This is a genomic window from Frigoribacterium sp. PhB107 (genome assembly GCF_003751515.1).
Classification (GTDB): domain Bacteria; phylum Actinomycetota; class Actinomycetes; order Actinomycetales; family Microbacteriaceae; genus Frigoribacterium.
Genome location: NZ_RJKU01000001.1, coordinates 1,674,712 through 1,692,908 on the forward strand (window position 1 = coordinate 1,674,712; position 18,197 = coordinate 1,692,908).

General features: G+C 72.1%; 19 protein-coding genes and 1 tRNA gene. 9 read left to right on the forward strand and 11 right to left on the reverse strand.

Annotated elements, in window-relative coordinates; all coding sequences use genetic code 11:
- Positions 1–315: 315 nt before the first annotated feature.
- On the reverse strand, positions 316–1,032 hold the full coding sequence (locus EDF18_RS07665) for an MBL fold metallo-hydrolase (RefSeq protein WP_123547088.1): 717 nt from the start codon (positions 1,030–1,032) through the stop codon (positions 316–318).
- A gap of 53 nt (positions 1,033–1,085) precedes the next feature.
- Here EDF18_RS07665 and EDF18_RS07670 point away from each other — a divergent pair, with 53 nt between their 5' ends.
- Entirely contained in the window at positions 1,086–1,625 is a 540-nt protein-coding gene (locus EDF18_RS07670; RefSeq protein WP_123547089.1) for a TetR/AcrR family transcriptional regulator, read from the forward strand.
- A 105-nt stretch (positions 1,626–1,730) separates the two neighbouring features.
- Here EDF18_RS07670 and EDF18_RS07675 read toward each other — a convergent pair whose 3' ends face one another.
- A complete protein-coding gene (locus tag EDF18_RS07675; RefSeq protein ID WP_199732356.1) occupies positions 1,731–2,111 on the reverse strand; it encodes an HIT family protein in 381 nt (126 codons plus the stop codon).
- 175 nt (positions 2,112–2,286) lie between these two features.
- On the opposite strand from EDF18_RS07675, the gene EDF18_RS07680 reads away from it, so the two are divergent.
- On the forward strand, positions 2,287–2,739 hold the full coding sequence (locus EDF18_RS07680) for a hypothetical protein (protein ID WP_123547091.1): 453 nt from the start codon (positions 2,287–2,289) through the stop codon (positions 2,737–2,739).
- Between the two features lie 67 nt (positions 2,740–2,806).
- The gene (gene arfB, locus EDF18_RS07685) at positions 2,807–3,229 is read left to right on the forward strand and encodes an alternative ribosome rescue aminoacyl-tRNA hydrolase ArfB (protein ID WP_123547092.1); all 423 of its coding nucleotides are present in this window, start codon (positions 2,807–2,809) and stop codon (positions 3,227–3,229) included.
- A 79-nt stretch (positions 3,230–3,308) separates the two neighbouring features.
- Here arfB and EDF18_RS07690 read toward each other — a convergent pair.
- From EDF18_RS07690 to serS, 3 genes are all read right to left on the reverse strand, one after another.
- A tRNA-Ser gene (locus tag EDF18_RS07690) sits at positions 3,309–3,396 on the reverse strand.
- Positions 3,397–3,540: 144 nt separating this feature from the next.
- Entirely contained in the window at positions 3,541–4,431 is an 891-nt protein-coding gene (locus EDF18_RS07695; protein ID WP_233569024.1) for an HAD family hydrolase, read from the reverse strand.
- On the reverse strand, positions 4,428–5,693 hold the full coding sequence (gene serS, locus EDF18_RS07700) for a serine--tRNA ligase (protein WP_123547093.1): 1,266 nt from the start codon (positions 5,691–5,693) through the stop codon (positions 4,428–4,430). Before serS ends, EDF18_RS07695 begins: the two co-directional genes overlap by 4 nt.
- 126 nt (positions 5,694–5,819) lie before the next feature.
- Here serS and EDF18_RS07705 point away from each other — a divergent pair, with 126 nt between their 5' ends.
- Complete coding sequence (locus tag EDF18_RS07705) at positions 5,820–6,839, forward strand: diacylglycerol kinase family protein (protein WP_123547094.1); 1,020 nt, start codon at positions 5,820–5,822, stop codon at positions 6,837–6,839.
- Between the two features lie 71 nt (positions 6,840–6,910).
- On the opposite strand, the gene pheA is transcribed toward EDF18_RS07705, so the two are convergent.
- A complete protein-coding gene (pheA, locus tag EDF18_RS07710; protein WP_123547095.1) occupies positions 6,911–7,861 on the reverse strand; it encodes a prephenate dehydratase in 951 nt (316 codons plus the stop codon).
- Between pheA and EDF18_RS16330 the strand changes: the two genes are divergently transcribed.
- Positions 7,860–8,006 (forward strand): hypothetical protein, encoded by a 147-nt coding sequence (locus tag EDF18_RS16330; RefSeq protein WP_158614649.1) that lies wholly within the window; start codon positions 7,860–7,862, stop codon positions 8,004–8,006. The genes pheA and EDF18_RS16330 overlap by 2 nt on opposite strands.
- On the forward strand, positions 8,003–9,622 hold the full coding sequence (pgm, locus tag EDF18_RS07715; RefSeq protein WP_123547096.1) for a phosphoglucomutase (alpha-D-glucose-1,6-bisphosphate-dependent): 1,620 nt from the start codon (positions 8,003–8,005) through the stop codon (positions 9,620–9,622). Before EDF18_RS16330 ends, pgm begins: the two co-directional genes overlap by 4 nt.
- 129 nt (positions 9,623–9,751) lie before the next feature.
- On the opposite strand, the gene EDF18_RS07720 is transcribed toward pgm, so the two are convergent.
- The gene (locus EDF18_RS07720) at positions 9,752–10,405 is read right to left on the reverse strand and encodes a M15 family metallopeptidase (RefSeq protein WP_233569025.1); all 654 of its coding nucleotides are present in this window, start codon (positions 10,403–10,405) and stop codon (positions 9,752–9,754) included.
- 452 nt (positions 10,406–10,857) lie between these two features.
- On the opposite strand from EDF18_RS07720, the gene EDF18_RS07725 reads away from it, so the two are divergent.
- Positions 10,858–12,738: an MDR family MFS transporter gene (locus EDF18_RS07725; protein WP_369878205.1), complete on the forward strand. Its 1,881-nt coding sequence runs from the start codon at positions 10,858–10,860 to the stop codon at positions 12,736–12,738.
- A gap of 87 nt (positions 12,739–12,825) precedes the next feature.
- On the forward strand, positions 12,826–13,431 hold the full coding sequence (locus tag EDF18_RS07730; RefSeq protein WP_123547099.1) for a MarR family winged helix-turn-helix transcriptional regulator: 606 nt from the start codon (positions 12,826–12,828) through the stop codon (positions 13,429–13,431).
- Here the strand turns inward: EDF18_RS07730 and EDF18_RS07735 are convergent.
- Complete coding sequence (locus EDF18_RS07735) at positions 13,428–14,315, reverse strand: site-specific DNA-methyltransferase (RefSeq protein ID WP_233569026.1); 888 nt, start codon at positions 14,313–14,315, stop codon at positions 13,428–13,430. The two genes, EDF18_RS07730 and EDF18_RS07735, sit on opposite strands and share 4 nt — an antisense overlap.
- A 59-nt stretch (positions 14,316–14,374) precedes the next feature.
- Between EDF18_RS07735 and EDF18_RS07740 the strand changes: the two genes are divergently transcribed.
- Positions 14,375–14,659 carry a GNAT family N-acetyltransferase gene (locus EDF18_RS07740; protein ID WP_123547101.1) on the forward strand — a complete coding sequence of 95 codons (285 nt, stop codon included), beginning with the start codon at positions 14,375–14,377 and terminating at the stop codon, positions 14,657–14,659.
- 247 nt (positions 14,660–14,906) lie between these two features.
- Here the strand turns inward: EDF18_RS07740 and EDF18_RS07745 are convergent, their stop codons facing one another.
- From EDF18_RS07745 to EDF18_RS07760, 3 genes are all read right to left on the reverse strand, one after another.
- Entirely contained in the window at positions 14,907–15,956 is a 1,050-nt protein-coding gene (locus EDF18_RS07745) for a biotin/lipoate A/B protein ligase family protein (RefSeq protein WP_123547102.1), read from the reverse strand.
- Between the two features lie 151 nt (positions 15,957–16,107).
- Positions 16,108–16,980, reverse strand: a complete 873-nt coding sequence (locus EDF18_RS07750; protein WP_123547103.1) for an alpha/beta fold hydrolase — start codon at positions 16,978–16,980, stop codon at positions 16,108–16,110.
- Positions 16,981–17,312: 332 nt separating this feature from the next.
- A complete protein-coding gene (locus EDF18_RS07760) occupies positions 17,313–17,996 on the reverse strand; it encodes a PepSY domain-containing protein (protein ID WP_123547104.1) in 684 nt (227 codons plus the stop codon).
- Between the last annotated feature and the right edge of the window lie 201 nt (positions 17,997–18,197).

Below are 18,197 nucleotides of genomic sequence, written 5' to 3' on the forward strand. Positions count from 1 at the left end.
TCGCCCGTCTTCGGGGGTGGGGGTACGTCGCTCGTCCCCGCTGCGCAGGACCGGCGCGAGTGATCCTGCACGTCGCGTGCGCGCCTCCTCGGTGCCCGTGGCGTGCGTGCTGTCCACCAGCGGTGTGCGTCCTGTCCGGCCGAGGCATGCGCGCTGTCCGCCCGTGATCGGCGAGCGGTCCGCGCGCGGAGCACCCTCGATCGGCCCCGCACCCCGGAGTGGACCAGACACCCCCGAACGACGAGGTGCATGGTCCACTTCGGGGTGCCGCCGCCAGCGGCGACTGGCCCGCGGCGGGTCAGCGCGCGCCGCGCGTCAGCGCGCGGCGGCGGCCTCGACGGCGGCGACCGCGGCGCCGACTCCCCCGCCCCAGGGGGCGCCGTGCCCGGGCAGCACCCACGTCGCGCCCGTGTCGACCAGGGCGCGCAGCGACGCGACGGCGCGCTCGGGCTCGTCGGTGAAGGGCGCCGGCTGTGGCCCCTCCGCGCCGGTGAGCACGTGCCTGGTCGTCAGCGCGTCGCCCACGAAGAGGGCGTCGGCGAGCGGCACGTGGACGGCGATGCTGCCCTCCGAGTGGCCGGGCACGCTGATCACGCGCGGCGAGCCGGGCAGGTCGAGCACGTCGCCGTCGTGCACCTCGACGACCTCGCTGAGCCAGGCCGAGCGTGCGCCGCCCTTGCGGACGAAGTACGTGAGGAACTGCAGCATCGCGCCGATCTTCATCTGCTGCTTCAGACCGGCGGGCTTGTCGCCGCCCTTCGCGCGGGAGGCGTCGGCGGCGTGGACGTAGACCGGCACCCCGTGCTCGCGGCGCAGCCACTCGGCGAAGCCGACGTGGTCGGAGTCGCCGTGCGTCAGGACCACGCCGGCGACGTCGGCCGGTCCGAGGCCCAGCGAGGCGAGCTCGGCGAGCAGCTCGCGGCGGTGCCCGGGCAGGCCGGCGTCGACGGCGGTGACGCCCTCGGGCGTGACGACGAGGTAGGAGGCGACGATGTCGTTGCCGAGGCGGTGGACGTGCTCGCTGATCTTCATGATGGCTACGATACATAGCCATCATGGCTACGGTCAATAGGTATGGTGGACGGATGCCGACTCCCGACCGCACCTCCTTGGAGGCCATCGTTACCGCCGCCCGCGACCTGCTCGAGACGGAGGGGCTGGCCGGCCTGACCATGCAGGCGGTGGCCCAGCGGGTCGGCGTGCGCGCCCCCTCCTTGTACAAGCGGGTGCAGGGACGGGACCAGCTGGTGCAGCTGGTGGCGGAGGCGACCCTCGAGGAGGTGGGCGAGCGGCTCGAGCAGAGCGCCGACCTGGGCGACCTGGTCGACCGCTTCCGGGCGTTCGGGCACGAGCGGCCGGCGGCGTTCCAGCTGGTGATGACGCCGGGGCCGGGCGTCCCGACCGCGCGGCCGGAGTTCGGCGCGGCGACGAGCCGGCCGATCCTGCATCACGCGGGCGCCCTCGCGGGCGAGGACCGGGCGTTGGAGGCGGCGCGCACGGTGACCGCCTGGGCCGCCGGCTTCGTGAGCATGGAGCTCGCCGGCGGCTTCGGACTCGGCGGCGACGTCGACGCCGCCTGGCGGTTCGGGGCGGAGCGGATCGTGGCGGCGGTGTCGACCGCCTGACGGCAGGTCTGCCGTCCCCGCTCCGACAGCTCACCTGGCCGCCTGCCCGGCCGCCTGCCTGCCTGCCTGCCCAGCCGCCTTGGCCGCCTTGTCCGCCTTGGCCGCCTACGGCGTCGGCGGGTAGTCGCGCCGCTCGGGGATGACGCCGCGGACTCCCCCGCGGGGCTCAGGCACGTCGCCCGTCCACCGGGGGATGACGTGCACGTGGAGGTGCATGACCGTCTGGCCGGCCGCCTCCCCGACGTTGACGCCGAGGGTGTAGCCGTCGGGCGCGAGCTCGTCGTCCAGCTGCAGCCGCACCTCCTCGACCAGGGCCGTGAGGGCAGCGTGCTCGTCCGCCGTCGCGTCGAACCAGGTCGCCACCTCGCGTCGCGGCACGACCAGCGTGTGGCCTGGCGAGACGGGATTCGCGTCCCGCACCGCGAAGGCGAGCTCGTTCGCGGCGACGTGCTGGTCGGCGGGGATGCGCGTGAACGGCGACGACATGTGCACACCCTAGGGGCGCGCACTTGTGGCGCCGGGGGTGCGCGGCCAGGATGAGCGCGACCCGCTCGCGGCTGCCGTGCGCGGAGCTGCGGCTGCGGCTGCCGTGCGCGGAGCTGCGGCTGCGGCTGCGGCTGCGCGAACAGCGGCGACAGGTCCACGACGAGAGGAACACATCATGGCGTCAGGCGAGCAGGGCTTCAGCAAGGAGGAGCGCGCGGCGATGAAGGAACGCGCGGCCGAGCTGCGCGCCGAGGCCAAGCGGCAGAAGTCCGCGGACAAGGCAGCGGCCGAGCTGCAGGCGGTCCTCGACGCGCACGCCGCGATGCCCGAGGAGGAGCGGGTCGTCGCCGAGGGACTGCACGCCCTGGTCCTCGAGCACGCCCCGATGCTCGCCCCCAAGACCTGGTACGGGTTCCCCTCGTACGCCGACGCGGACGGCAAGATCGTCGTGTTCTTCCAGCCCGGCTCGAAGTTCGGCGGCCGCTACTCGACGATGGGCTTCCAGGACGCGGCCCAGCTCGACGATGGCGACATGTGGCCGACGTCGTACGCGCTCGCGAGCGTCGACGAGACGACGAGCCCCGTCATCGCGGCGCTGCTGCGCAAGGCGACCGGGCAGGGCGCGTAGCCGCGCCGCCCCAGCCCCACCCGCGCCTCCCTCACCGCCCGCGCCTGCCTCGTGCGAAGCTGACCGCATGGACCTCGTCGTGTCGCGTGCGCTCACCGTGCCCGCGGCCGAGCTCGTCTGGCGGTTCTCGCGCTCGTCGGGCCCGGGAGGTCAGCACGTGAACACGTCCGACAGCCGGGTGCAGCTCTCGTGGGACGTCGCCTCCTCCGCCGCCGTCAACGACGACCAGCGTGCCTTGCTGCTCGCCCGTCTCGGCGGCCGACTGGTCGACGGCGTGCTGACGGTCACGTCGTCCGAGCAGCGGTCGCAGCTGCGCAACCGCGAGACCGCGCTGGCGAAGCTCGCCGACGTGGTCGCAGCGGGACTCGCTCCCGACGCGGCAGCTCGGCGTCCGACCCGGCGCACCCGCGGCTCGGACCGCCGCCGGCTCACCGCGAAGAACGAGCGCTCGGCCACGAAGCAGCAGCGCCGCCGCCCGACGGACGACTAGAGCGTCACGACGCCAGCGGTGCAGGCCGGCGCGTTGGTCGGGCTGACGCGGCTGGTCTCGCTGCTTGCTCGGGCTGTGGTGGCGGAGGGCGTGGGATTCGAACCCACGAGACATCTCTGCCCACTTGTTTTCAAGACAAGCTCCATCGGCCGCTCGGACAGCCCTCCCGGCACACCCGCCGGAGCCGGTGCGACCGCGCCGAGTCTAGCCGAGGCACTCCCTCCGCCCACGAAACGGCGAGAACTGCTCGCGGGCCACCACCGAAGCGCACTTCTCGTCGGCTCACACCCTTCCGAGCGGCCAGCGCCAGCTCAGAGCTGCGCGAGCGCCTCCGCGAGGCCGTCGTCGAGGTCGGTGCGGGTGCGCTCGTTGGCGACCTCGTGCACGTCGTCGGGAGCCTGTCCCATCGAGACGCCGCGGCCCTCGGCGGCGGCCCACTGCAGCATGGCGATGTCGTTGCGGCCGTCGCCCACGGCGAGCACGCGCTCGCGCGGGATGCCGAGCTCGGCACGCACGCGCTCGAGGGCCGTCGCCTTCGTCACGCCGTCGGGCGCGATGTCGAGCCACGCCGTCCAGCCGACGTTGTAGTTCACCTTCTGCAGGCCCATCCGCTCGACCACCTCGAGGAAGTCGTCGGTGTCGTGCGACGGCGACACCACGACGACGCGGGTCGCCGCGATGTCGAAGAGCTGCTCGAACTCGACCTTCTCGGCACCGCCCGTGTGCTCCACCTGGGGGAACGAGCCGCAGTAGCGCATGACCCCGTCGCGGTCCTCGACGGCGTAGGCCGCCTCGTGCAGTCCCTCGCGGATGGTGGTCAGCACGTCGGTCGGGTCGAACTCCTCGACGTGGAACTGCGAGTAGCCGGTCGGCGCCGACTCGTCGCGCCCCAGCGTGATGGCTCCGTTCGCGCAGACGACGTACTCGGACACGAGGCCGAGGCGGTCCATCACGGGCAGGGTCATCGACACCGATCGTCCGGTCGCGATCATCACCGCGTGCCCCTGGGAGGCGAGGCGCGTGATCTCGCCGGCCACCGCCTCCGAGATGGTGCCGCCTTCTTGCATGATCGTGCCGTCGACGTCGAGCGCGACGAGCCAGCGCTCGTCGGCCGACACGGTCGCCGCCACGGGGGCCGACCGACGGCGGGTGTCGTCGTCCCAGCTCGAGCTCTCGCTGGTCGCCACCTCGCCGCCGCTCACGCGACCGGCTCGATGACCTCGAGGCCGCCGAGCCACGGACGCAGCGCCTCGGGCACGACGACCGAGCCGTCGGCCTGCTGGTGCGTCTCGAGGATCGCCACGAGCCAGCGCGTGGTCGCCAGCGTGCCGTTCAGCGTCGCGACGGGCGCGGTCTTGCCGCTCTCGGTGCGGTAGCGGGTGTCGAGGCGACGAGCCTGGAACGTGGTGCAGTTCGAGGTGCTGCTGAGCTCGCGGTAGGTGCCCTGCGTCGGCACCCAGGCCTCGATGTCGAACTTGCGCGCCGCGCTCGAGCCGAGGTCGCCCGCGGCCACGTCGATCACGCGGTAGTTGAGGCCGAGCGCCTGCATCATCGACTCCTGCAGGGCGACGAGCGCGTCGTGCTCCTGCTCGGCCTGGTCGGGGTGCACGTAGCTGAACATCTCGAGCTTGTTGAACTGGTGCACGCGGAGGATGCCGCGGTTGTCCTTGCCGGCGGCGCCCGCCTCACGTCGGTAGCAGGTCGACCAGCCGGCGTAGCGGATGGGCCCGGCCGTCACGTCGAGGATCTCGTCCGAGTGGTACCCGGCGAGGGCCACCTCGCTCGTGCCCGTCAGGTAGAGGTCGTCGGCGGGCAGGTGGTAGACCTCGTCGGAGTGCGAGCCGAGGAACCCGGTGCCCGCCATGATCTCGGGCCGCACCAGCGTCGGCGTGATCAGCGGCGTGAAGTCGTTCTCGATCGCCCTGTCGAGCGCCATGTTCATCAGCGCGAGCTCGAGGCGGGCGCCGATGCCGCGCAGGAAGTAGAAGCGCGAGCCCGACACCTTCGTGCCGCGCTTGATGTCGATCGCGCCGAGCTTCTCGCCGAGGTCGGCGTGGTCGAGGGGCTCGAAGTCGAAGGAGGGGCGGGTGCCGACCTCGCGGAGCGTCGCGAAGTTCTCCTCCCCGCCGGCGGGCACGCCGTCGACGACGACGTTGCCGAGCGACCGGACGGCCTTGTCGAAGGCGATGTCGGCCTCGGTCGACGCGGCCTGCGCCTCCTTCACCTTGGCGGCCAGCTGCTGGGCCTGCGCGACGAGACCGGCCTTCTCCTCTTTCGGCGCCTTGGCGACGGTCTTGCCGAACGCGTTCTGCTCGGCCCGCAGCTCCTCGAACGAGGCGATGGCCGAGCGACGGGCGGCGTCGGCGGCGACCGCGTCGTCGACCAGCGACTCCGACTCACCTCGGGCCCGCTGGCTCGTCTTGATCACGTCGGGGGCATCGCGCAGCAGCTGGGGATCGATCACGGGTCCATCTTATGGACGCCCCCTGACGCTCGGCGCTCTCCCCAGGCGCAGGTGCGGACCGCGCATCCTTCCCCAGGCGGCGCAGGAGGCAGGCCTCGCGTCGTGCCCGCCCGTTACGGTGGGCGGATGACGACCTCCCCCGCCGCCTCGCCCGCCGAGTCCTCCTCGGCGCCCGCCGCCGCGACGGTCCAGAAGACGGCTGCCGTCGTCTACAACCCCATCAAGGTCGACATCGCGAGGGTCCGCGCGGCCGTGCTGCGCCACGAGGCCGAGGCCGGCTGGGGGCCGACCCGCTTCTACGAGACCAGCGTCGAGGATCCCGGCGGCGGCATCACCGCGACGGCCGTGGCCGAGGGCGCCGACGTCGTCATCGCGGCCGGCGGCGACGGCACGGTCCGCGCCGTGGCCGAGGCGCTCCGCGGCTCGCACGCCGCCATCGCCCTGCTGCCGAGCGGCACGGGCAACCTGCTGGCCCGCAACCTGAACCTCGACCTCGACCACCTCGACGGCTCCGTCGCCACCGCGTTCTCCGGCCGCGACCGCGCCATCGACCTCGGGCTCGTCGACGTCGAGCGTGAGAACGGCGAGCGGGAGCGCTTCGCGTTCGTCGTCATGGCCGGCATCGGCCTCGACGCCAAGATGCTCGCCAACACCAACCCGAAGCTCAAGGCCCGCGTCGGCTGGCTCGCCTACGTCGACGCCATCGCGCGCTCGCTCCGCGACGACAACAGCATGGTCATCCGGTACGACCTCGACGGCCAGGGCCGCAAGACGATGCGTGCCCACACGGTGCTCGTCGGCAACTGCGGGCTGCTGCCCGGCAACATCATGCTGCTGCCCGACGCCGCGGTCGACGACGGCGTCTTCGACATCGTCGCCCTGCGCCCCGACGGCTTCTTCGGCTGGGTGCAGATCTGGGTCAAGATCGTGTGGGAGAACGGAGTGCTGCGTCGCAGCTCCGTCGGACGCAAGATCATGGCGCACAGCCGCGAGGTGCGCACGGTCCGCTACTCGAAGGGGCGCGAGATCGTCGTGCGCCTGGACGAGCCGCAGGACTTCGAGATGGACGGCGACTCGGTCGGCAAGGCCGTCGCCATCAAGACGTGGGTCGATCCCGGGGCGCTGACGGTGCGCGTCCCGGCCTGACGACCCGCGCCTCCTCCGCTCCCAACCGTCAGGCACGACGAAGGGGCGCGCTCGTGCCGAGGAGGCGCGGCTCAGGCTCCCGAGACCAGCCCGCGGAGCCAGTCGCGCGCGTCGACGAACGCGTCGTCGTCGTAGCGCGGCACGACGACGACCGGGCGGGCGTCGGCCCGGGGGTACGACCCGAGGAACATCACGTTGGGGCTGAACCGCTTGAGCCCGAGCAGCGCGTCGGCCACGCGCTCGTCGAGCACGTGCCCCTCGAGGTCGATCACGAAGCGGTACCGGCCGAGGGCGTCGCCGATCGGCCGCGACTGGATCAGGCTGAGGTTGATGCCCCGGGTCGCGAACTGCTCGAGCATGTCGACGAGCGCGCCCGCGCCGTCCTCGGGCAGCTCGACGATGATGCTCGTCTTGTCGGCGCCCGTCGCGGGAGGCACCGGGACGGTGCGGCTGACGAGCACGAAGCGGGTCACGGCGTTGCGGTTGTCGCCGATCTCGCGGGCCAGCACCTCGACGTCGTGGTGCTCGGTGATCGTGGGCGGGGCCACCGCGGCGTCCGCGCGGCCTGCGCCGGCCGGCGTCGACAGCAGGTCGGCCGCCGCAGCGACGTTCGAGGTCGCCGGCAGGTGCCCGTGCCCCGGCAGGTTCGCCTCGAGCCAGAGGTGGGTCTGCGCGTAGGCGACCGGGTGCGCGTTGACGACCCGCACCTCCTCGAGGCGGGTGCCCGGACGCGCGACGAGCACGAAGTCGACCGCGACCAGGTACTCGCCGACGATGCGGAGGCCGGGCACGGTGGCCAGGGCGTCCTGGGTGGCCGAGACGCCGCCCTCGACGCTGTTCTCGATCGCGATCATGGCGGCGACGCTGCGGCCCGACACGACGTCGGCGAGCGCCTCGCCCACGTTGTTCACGCTGCGCCACTCGGCGCCCGCGGCCTCGGGCACCTGCTTGAGGGCCGCCTCCGTGAAGGTGCCGGCCGGGCCGAGGTAGCTGTAGGTCGACGAGGAGGCGGGGGTCGGCATGACGGAGAGCCTACTGACGACCCAGGGCCTGCTGATGTCCGAGGACCTGCTGATGTCCGAGGACCTGCTGATGTCCGAGAGCCTGCTGAGCGCCGTGGCCGGGCAGCGACGGAGGTCGGCGGCTGGTGCCAGGATGAGCGCATGACCGATCGCGCAGGCACCCCCGCACTCGACAGCGACCTCATCGACACCGGTGAGCTCGTCGACGCCTACTACTCGCTCGTCCCCGACGTGTCGGTGCCCGAGCAGAAGGTCGTCTTCGGCACCTCGGGCCACCGCGGCTCGTCGCTCGACACCGCCTTCAACGAGACGCACATCGCCGCGATCACGCAGGCGATCGTCGAGTACCGCGCCGGCCAGGGCATCACCGGCCCCCTCTTCATCGGGCGCGACACCCACATGCTCAGCGCCCCCGCCGAGCGCACGGCGATCGAGGTGCTCGTCGGCAACGGCGTGCACGTGCTCGCCGACGCCGACGGCGGCTACGTGCCGACGCCCGCGCTGAGCCACGCGATCCTCGTGCACAACGCCGACCCGGCCAACACCGAGAAGGCCGACGGCATCGTCGTCACCCCCAGCCACAACCCGCCCCGCGACGGCGGCTTCAAGTACAACCCTCCGCACGGCGGGCCTGCCGACAGCGACGCCACGTCGTGGATCGCGAACCGCGCGAACGAGATCATCGCCGCGGGCAACGTCGACGTCGTCAAGGCCGACGGCAGCGCCGGGCGGCACGACTTCCTGCGCGGCTACGTGGGCGACCTGATCAACGTCATCGACATCGACGCCATCAAGGCGGCCGGCGTGAAGATCGGCGCCGACCCCCTGGGCGGCGCGAGCGTCGAGTACTGGGGCGCCATCCGCGACGTCTACGGCCTCGACCTGACGGTCACGAACCCCGGCGTCGACCCGACCTGGCGCTTCATGACGCTCGACTGGGACGGCAAGATCCGGATGGACCCGTCGAGCGCCTCCGCAATGGCCAGCGTCGTGCACCGCAAGGACGAGTTCGACGTGCTCACGGGCAACGACGCCGACGCCGACCGCCACGGCATCGTCACGCCCGACGGCGGCCTGATGAACCCCAACCACTACCTCGCGGTCGCCATCGACTACCTCTACACGCACCGCCCGCAGTGGCGCGACGACGCCGCCATCGGCAAGACGCTCGTGTCGTCGAGCATCATCGACCGGGTCGCCGAGAAGCACGGCCGTCGCCTGTGGGAGGTGCCGGTCGGCTTCAAGTGGTTCGTGCCCGGCCTGGTCGACGGCTCGGTCGCCTTCGGCGGCGAGGAGAGCGCGGGGGCGTCGTTCCTGCGCAAGGACGGCACGGTCTGGACGACCGACAAGGACGGCATCCTGCTCGCGCTGCTCGCCAGCGAGATCATCGCCGTCACCGGCAAGACCCCCTCGCAGCTCTACGCAGAGCTGACCGAGGAGTTCGGCGACCCCGTCTACGAGCGCGTCGACGCCGCCGCCAGCAAGGAGCAGAAGGCACGCCTCGGCAAGCTGAGCGGCGACGACATCACGGCGACCGAGCTCGCCGGCGACCCCATCACGGCCAAGCTGGCGGAGGCGCCGGGCAACGGGGCTGCGGTCGGCGGCCTCAAGGTGGTCACCGACAAGGCGTGGTTCGCGGCCCGCCCGAGCGGCACCGAGGACGTCTACAAGATCTACGCCGAGTCGTTCGAGGGCCCCGAGCACCTCAAGCGAGTGCAGGCCGAGGCCAAGCAGATCGTCGACGCGGCGCTCGGCGCCTAGCCAGCCCCGCCGCCCGCGGCAGGCCGACCGGCCTGCCGCGGGCGTTGCGACGCGAAAGGGACGACTTGACGCGGGGCCCCGCGGCGAGTCGTCCGTTTTGCGGAGGTTCTGCGCGGCGGCGGCGGCGGCTCAGCCGGCGTAGGTCGGCGCGGCCGGCAGCCCGAAGAACTCCTCGAGCGTCGTCACGCCGGTCGTGTGCAGCTCGGTCGCGAGCGGCACCCCCACGTAGCGGAAGTGCCACGGCTCGTAGGTGAACCCCGTGACGGCCGTCTTGTCGGCCGGGTAGCGCAGCAGCCAGCCGTAGCGCCACGCGTTGGCGGCGAGCCACTGCCCCTGGGCGGTGTCGCCGAAGCAGGCCTGCAGGGCGCAGCTCAGCGGGATCGGGCTGATGTCGGCGACGAGGCCCGTCTGGTGCTCGCTGTGCCCGGGGCGAGCGCTCTGGATGTCCGCCTGCGCCTGGCCGAGCCGGTCGACCCAGCCCTGGTAGACGCTCACCTGCGTGGCGTACGACCGGTACGCGCTCTGCACCTGGAACTGTCCGGCCCCCTCCGCCTCCCCCGCAGCGAACAGCGCGAGCAGGGCGTCGCCGGCCTCGCGACGGAACACGGGAGGGTTCTGCGACGCCACGTCGATCGTGACGAGGTCGCTCGGCACGTAGTCGATCGGGCTCAGCGGCCTCAGCTTGTCGCTCACGACCCAGAGGCTCGCGGGGTCGTCGATCGACATCGCCGACTTGTCGAAGGCGGGCGCGGCGGGCGTCGGGGGCTCGGCGGGGCTGGTCACGGGGGCAGGCTCCTCGGAGGGCTCGGCGGTCGCGGCGGGAACAGACGACGAAGGAGGCGCGCTCGGCCTCGCACTCGTGCTCGCGTCCGGCGCGGCACCCGAGGTGCATCCCGCGAGCGCAGCCGTCACCAGGGCCAGCGCGAGCCCGGCCAGCGGGGCCGACGCCGACGAGCGGTGATGCGACGGTCGGCGACGGCGGGAGGACGGCATCGCACCAGGCTACGGCTCCTCCCCCGGCAGCCGCTCGGCCCGCTGCGTCCCCAGGCTCGCCGCCACGTCTGGTGGAAGCCGTGCCGGTGCAGTACTTTTGCGGTCTGCGCACGTTCGGTGCGCCTCCCTCGGCTGCAGCGTCGCCGCCTCGCTCCTCCCGTTCCGCAGCCCACGCCCGGTCCAGCAGCCCCCGCCCTGCTCCGCAGCCCCACCACCTCGTTCCCTCCGAAGGACGCCGCGCCATGTCGAGAACCACCGCCTCCTCCTCCCCTGCGACCACCGCCTCCTCGGCACCCGCGGAGCGACAGGGGCTGATGACCCACCGCCAGATCCTCTTCGTGATCTTCGGCCTGATGGCGGGCATGTTCCTGTCGGCGCTCGACCAGACGATCGTCGGCACGTCGATGCGGACCATCGCCGACGACCTCGACGGGCTGAGCCTGCAGGCGTGGGTGACCACCGCATACCTGATCGTCTCGACGATCTCGACGCCGATCTACGGCAAGCTGTCCGACATCTTCGGGCGGCGGCCGCTGTTCCTCATCGCGATCTCGATCTTCCTGCTGGGCTCGCTGCTGGCCGGCTTCTCGACGAGCATGTACCAGCTCGCGCTGTTCCGTGCCGTGCAGGGCATGGGCGCCGGCGGCCTGATGGCGCTGCCGCTGACGATCATGGGCGACATCCTCGCTCCGCGCGAACGCGCCAAGTACCAGGGCTACTTCCTCGCCGTGTTCGGCATCTCGAGCGTGATCGGCCCGCTGGTGGGCGGGCTCTTCGCGGGCGCCGACCAGATCCTGTTCGTCACCGGCTGGCGCTGGGTGTTCCTCGTCAACCTGCCGATCGGCGTCGTCGCGTTGGCGATCGTCGTGCGGTTCCTGCACATCCCCGGCCAGGTGCGTCGCGAGAACGTCCGCATCGACTGGTGGGGCGCGGCCTCGGTCATCGTCGCCGCCGTGCCCCTGCTGCTCGTCGCCGAGCAGGGCCGCGAGTGGGGCTGGTCGTCGCCCGGCGCCTTCGCCTGCTACGTGATCGGCGCGATCGGCATCGTCTCGTTCGTCATGGTCGAGCGGGCGATGGGCGACGACGCGCTCATCCCGCTGAAGCTGTTCCGCAACGCCACCTTCTCGATGGCGACCGTGCTCGGCGTGCTGGTCGGCTTCGGCATGTTCGGCGCGCTGCTGACCGTGCCGCTCTACCTGCAGCTGGTGCTCGGCTCGACGCCGACCGAGAGCGGCTTCCAGATGCTGCCGATGATCGCCGGGCTGATGATCTCGTCGATCGTCTCGGGCCAGCTCATCTCGCGGACCGGCCGCTACCGCATCTTCCCGATCACGGGCACCGCGTTCATGTCGCTCGGCTTCTTCTGGTTCACGAACCTCTCGTACGACAAGCCCTACTGGTTCATGATGATCGGCATGCTGCTGATCGGCCTCGGCCTCGGGCAGCTGATGCAGACGCTCACCATCGCGTCGCAGAACTCGGTCGGCCCGCGCGACATCGGCGTGGCCACCTCGGCGTCGACGTTCTTCCGCCAGATCGGCGGCACGCTCGGCACCGCCGTGCTGTTCTCGGTGCTCTTCTCGCGGATCCCGCAGACGATCGCCGCGGCGTTCGCCGACCCTGCCCTGCAGCGCGACGCCCAGGCGGCACTGGCCGACCCGAACGTCACCGCCGACAGCGCGAACGCGAGCATCCTCGGCCTCTACCAGGCGGCACAGAACGGCGACTCGTCGCAGGTCGGCGGGGCGCTGAACGGCAACACGTCGTTCCTCACCACGGCCGACAGCCGACTGGCGGCGCCGTTCCTCGACGGGTTCGCGCAGGCGACCGTCACCGTGTTCTGGGTCGCGCTCGGCATCGTGCTGGTCGCCTTCGTGCTCAGCTTCTTCCTCAAGGCGACGCCGCTGCGGCAGAAGTCGGCCATCGACGAGGCGAACGACGACCGGCTCGCGGCCGAGCTGGCAGCGCAGGAGGCGGCGGCCGCGTCGGGCGCGCTGGTCGCGCCGACGACGGGCAGCGTCCCGGTCGAGAGCGACGGGCCGTCGGCGGAGCGACCCGCGTCGGGCGGGCCGTCCTCGGACCGCCCCGGGTCAGGCGGGCCGTTCTCGGACCGATCCGCCTGACCCGGGTCCGTCGCACCCGCCATGAAGTGACTGGGAACCCCTCGCGCAGCATGGGAATCCCTGATCGGCTTAGCTACACTCTCTAGCATGCCTCCCGAGCCGACCCGGCGTAACTACGACGCGACGGGGTACTGGTACGGCTCCAGCGCCAGCGAGCGCGGAGTCGCCGTGCTGAACGCCCTGCGCCGCTACCGAGCCGCCGAGTCGGACATGCGTCGTCGCACCCGCGACAGCATGAAGATGAACGAGACCGACCTCGCCGCGCTGCGGTTCCTCGTCCGGGCCGGCCGCAAGCACGAGCCCGTCAGCGCCAAGGTGCTGGCCGAGCACCTCGCCATCACCTCCGCGTCCACGTCGGTGCTGATCAACCGGCTCGTCGCGAGCGGCCACGTCGAGCGCCTGCCCCACCCCACCGACAAGCGCGGCGTCCTGCTGCGGGCCACCGAGGGCACGCACGCCGAGGTCACCGACACTCTCTCCGGCATGCACGGCCGCATGATCACCGCGGCCCAGGGCCTCTCGCCCGACGAGACCGCAGCGGTCGTGTCGTTCCTAGAGGCCATGACGGCCGCCGTCGACGTCGACGACCACGCCCTCGCCGAGATCGCCCTCGCCGAGGCGCGCGCCGAGGCAGAGGCTGAGGCACTCGCCGAGCTCGAGGGCCGCCTCCCTGCCCCCGCAGCAACCGCCTAACTGGCCGAGGAGGCCCGGGGCGGCTCGGCGACGACGAACGTCGCGTCCGGGAGGCGTCTGCGCATCACGGCCACCGCCTCCTCGTTGCTGTCGACCAGCACGTAGCGACGCCCCAGCGCCTCGGCCACCGCGCCGAGCGTGCCGCTGCCTGCGAAGAAGTCGAGCACCCAGTCGCCCTCGCGCGACGACGCCTGCACCATGCGCCGCAGCACCCCCTCGGGCTTCTGCGTCGGGTAGCCGGTCTTCTCGCGTCCCGTCGGCGACACGATCGTGTGCCACCAGACATCGGTCGGCAGCTTGCCGCGCGCGACCTTCTCGGGCGTCACCAAGCCGGGAGCCATGTAGGGCTCGCGATCGACGGTCTCCGAGTCGAAGAAGTACCCCTTCGGGCTCTTCACGTAGACGAGGATCGTGTCGTGCTTCGTCGGCCAGCGGTTGCGGCTCTTGGCGCCGTAGTCGTAGGCCCAGATGATCTCGTTGAGGAACGAGTCGCGGCCGAACAGGGCGTCGAGCAGCACCTTGGCGTAGTGCGCCTCGCGGTAGTCGAGGTGCAGGTAGAGCGTGCCGTCGTCGGCGAGCAGCCGCCACGCCTCGGCGAGCCGCGGTTCGAGGAACGACCAGTAGTCGTCGAAGCGGTCGTCGTAGCGCATCAGGTCGCCGCGGATCCGCTCGTAGCCGAGCCCCTTGAAGCCCGTCACGGCGGTCGCCGAGTCGGGCACGCTGCGCACCGACGTCGTCGAGCGGCGCGTCTGGGGTCGGCCCGTGTTGAAGGGCGGATCGAGGTAGACGACCGTGAACGCGCCGTCGGGCAGCGTCGCGGTCGCGTCGAGGTTGTCGCCGTGGACCACGAGACTCGAGGAGGCGCGGGTCCAGTCGACGGGCATGGTCGCCATCCTCTCGCACCGGGGGACAGCCCCCGAGCCACCCGGCGTACCGTGTCGGGATGAGCACAGCAGTCGAGAACCGCCCCGAGCAGGCCCAGTACGTCCTCGTCGAGGACGGCAGCACGATCGGCCTCGCCGCCTACGACGTCGTCGGCGACGAGATCCGCTTCACGCACACCGAGATCGAGCCCGCCCGCCGCGGCGCCGGCCTCGGGGCACAGCTGGTGCAGGGCGCGCTCGACGACGTCCGCTCCGAGACCTCGCTGCGCGTCGTGCCGATGTGCCCGTTCGTCGTCGACTGGGTCGACGAGCACGTCGACTACCAGGAGCTCCTGACCCGCTAGGGCCTGGCCTCCGAGACGGGCCCAGCCTCGGGCTCGGGCTCGGGCTCAGGCTCGGGCTCAGGCTCAGGCTCAGGCTCGGGCTCGGGCCGCACCGACCCATGACGCCCGCGCGTCACATCGAGTGGTCAGCACCTGTCCTTCCCGTGCGCGGGAGGGACAGGTGCTGACCACTCGGGCATCTGCTGGCTCGGGCCGAGCCCGGCAGTCCGGCGACCGAACTCGGCGACCGGGCCCGCGCCTCCTCGGGTCAGGGGACGCGGCGGAGCCACTCCGGCGTCGCGAACTTCGTGGTGACGAGCTGCTCGGCCGCCCGGAGCTCGTCGTCGGTGACGTGGCCGACCTCGGCGCCGTAGAGGCCGGTGAAGGTCTGCTTCATGCGCTCGATGATCTCGGCGCGCGGCAGCCCGGTCTGGCTGCGCAGCGGGTCGACGCGCTTGGCCGCGCTGGTGGTGCCCTTGTCGCTCATCTTCTCGCGACCGATGCGCAGCACCTTCACCATCTTCTCGCCGTCCATGTCGTACGACATCGTGGCGTGGTGCAGCAGGGCTCCGTTGCCGAGACGCTTCTGGGCGGCCCCGCCGATCTTGCCCTTCGCGCTCGTGATGTCGTTCAGCGGCTGGTAGAACGCGTCGATGCCGAGCGACTTCAGGGCCGTGATGACCCACTCGTCGAGGTAGGCGTAGCTGTCGGCGAAGCTCATGCCCTGCACGAGCTCGCCGGGGGCGTAGAGCGAGTAGGTGACGATCGACTGGGCGTCCATGAACATGGCGCCGCCTCCGCTGATGCGCCGCACGACCTCGAAGCCGTGCTCGGCGGCCGCGTCGAGGTCGACCTCGTTGCGGAGCGACTGGAAGCTGCCGATGACGACGGCGGGCTGGTCCCACTCCCAGAAGCGGAGGGTGGGCTGGCGGCGGCCGGCCCCCACCTCCTCGGTCAGGACCTGGTCGAGGGCGAGGTGCATGTTCGGCGAGACGGGCGCGTCGTGGATGATCTGCCAGTCGTGGTCGCGCCAGTCGGTCGCCTTCGAGAGGCTGCGGCGGATGGCCGTCGCGACCGCGTCGGGCGAGAAGCCGAGCAGGACCGCGTCGTCGGGGAGGCCCGCCTTGATCGCGGCGGCGATCGACGCCGCATCGGACTCGACCGGCAGGCCGTTCACGGCACGGTCGATGGCTTCGAGCGCCGTGTCGGGCTCGAGGAAGAAGTCGCCCGCGAGCCGGAACTCGGCGATGCGGCCCTCGCGCACCTCCAGGTCGACCACCACGAGCTTGCCGCCAGGGACCTTGTACTCACCGTGCATGGCTGCAGCCTATGCCTGCACGGTCTGCGGTCGATGGTGACCGTCGGCGGTCGCGTCGCAACGCGAGAGAGATCCGTGCTTGCACGCCGCGCCTCCAGGGCTCACGGGCCGTTGAGGGACGGATGACTCTCAAATTTGAGAGAGGTCAGGGTCAGGGGCGCGGGAGGCGCGCGTCGAGCCACGCGACGAGGTCGGCGAAGACCTGGGCCCGGTTCGTCTCCTTGAAGACCTCGTGCCGGGCGCCGTCGTACACGACGAGCTCGACGTCCGTGAGGCCGCTCCTCGACACGTAGGCCTCGGCGAGCTTGCGGGCGCTCTCCTCGCCGCCGAGCGGGTCGTCGCCCCCGACGAGGACAAGCAGCGACACGTCGCGGTCGAGCCGCTTGGCCGGGCGCCCGAGCAGCCGCAGCGCGTCGCGCCAGCCGAACAGGGTCGCGACCTTCGCGTCGACGGCGAGCGGGTCGGCCGCCATCTCGGCCGCGACCGCCGGGTCGCGGCTCAGCCACTCGAAGCCGGTCGTGCCGAGGTGCGCGTGCCGGGCGTTGAGATCGCCGCCGTTCATGCTGCCGGGCACCCGGTAAGCGGTCCCGCTGAGCACGACGGCGTCGTAGAGCGAGGCCCGCTCGTCGACGATCTTCTGGAGCATCAGCGACCCCCACGAGTGGCCGAGCGCCACGAGGGGGAGGCCGGGTGCGTCGTCGCGGATGATCCCCGTGAACTGGACGACCGCCTCCACCGCTCCCCGCAGCCCCGACGGGCCGAGGCGGCCGAGCTTCGTGTGGTCGCCGCCGTGCTGCCCGAGGCCGGTCGCGCCGTGGCCGAGGTGGTCGTCGGCGTAGACGGTCCAGCCCGCGTGGACGAGGTGCTGCGCCAGCTCCTCGTAGCGGAGCGCGTGCTCGCCGACGCCGTGCATCAGCTGGACCGAGCCGCGCGGGTCGGCCGCCCGCCAGACGTACCAGTGGACGGTGACGCCGTGGGCGTCGACGAACGTGTGGTCGCCTCGCGCGGCGGAGAAGGTGGGCACGGTGTCATCCTCGCATCGTCGGGCGGCTCCTGCCGGCGGGCCCGGCGCCAGGGGCGACTCGGGCTGCAGAACCCGACCGGAAGGGCTGCGAGCACCGGATATCGCGGTGTTGCAGCCCAAGTAGGGCCCGAACAGTCGGCATTTTCGGAACCGGAACCGGAACCGGAGCCGGAGCCGGAACCGGAACCGGAGCCAGGAACGGAGTCCGGAGCCCGGAACCGGAGCCCGGAGCCCGGAGCCCGGAGCCCGGAGCCGACGCCGCGCACCCTCCGGCGCGCACGCGGGCGTGCGCGGGTCCCGAGGGTGCGGAGGAGGCGCGCGCGCCGGGCAGGTCAGCGGCGGTCGTCGACGTCGGTGCGGAGCACCCCGAAGGAGGCGTCGAGGTCGACGTCGACCTCGGTCCCGTCGTCGAGGCGCACGTCGACCTCGTAGGCGGTGTCGCCGTCGTCGCTGCGGTCGGCGTCGGTCACGGTGCCCCCGCCGGCAGCGGCGATCGCGGCCGCGGCGGCCTGGTCGAAGTCGGTTCCGACGAGGTCGTCGTCGCCGCCCGAGGTACTGCCGGAGCCGGGTGTGCTCGAGGAGCCGGGCGTGGCCGTCGAGTCGTCGGAGAGGTCGTCGTCGCCGCGGCCGTCGCGGCCGGAGTCGTCGTCGCCGTCGCGGTCGTCACGGCCGGAGCTGTCGTCACGGCCGGCGCTGTCGTCGTCGATGCGCGACGAGGAGACGCTGAAGTCGTCGCCCAGCAGCACGGTGCTCTCGCGGCCGTCGGGCAGCACGACGTCGACCTCGTAGCCGGGCAGGCCGTCATCGAGACGGTCGACGTCGGTGACGGTTCCTCCGCCGGTCTCGGCGAGCGCCGCCTCCTGCGCCCGGTCGTTCGCCGCGCCGCCGACGCGGTCGTCGAGGGTCGAGGCGACGGCCACGCCGCCGCCGCCCAGCACGAGGATCCCGACGATCCCGCCGGCGACGAGGAGGGACTTCTTGCTCTTCAGGACGTTCTTCACGGTGACTCCGATCATGGGGCCGCGGTGCGGCGGGTGGTGCTCTGTCGAGCGATGACCCCACTGTCTCGGGCAGGCGCTGAAGCGCCCCTGAAGCGACCTGAAGGAACGTTCAGCGAGCGTCGCCGCCCGCCCGTCACCGGTCACTTGTCACCCGTCGCTGCGCGCCACACCCTGTTGTGGACGATGCACCCCGTCGTTCCGAGGTGCATCGTCCAC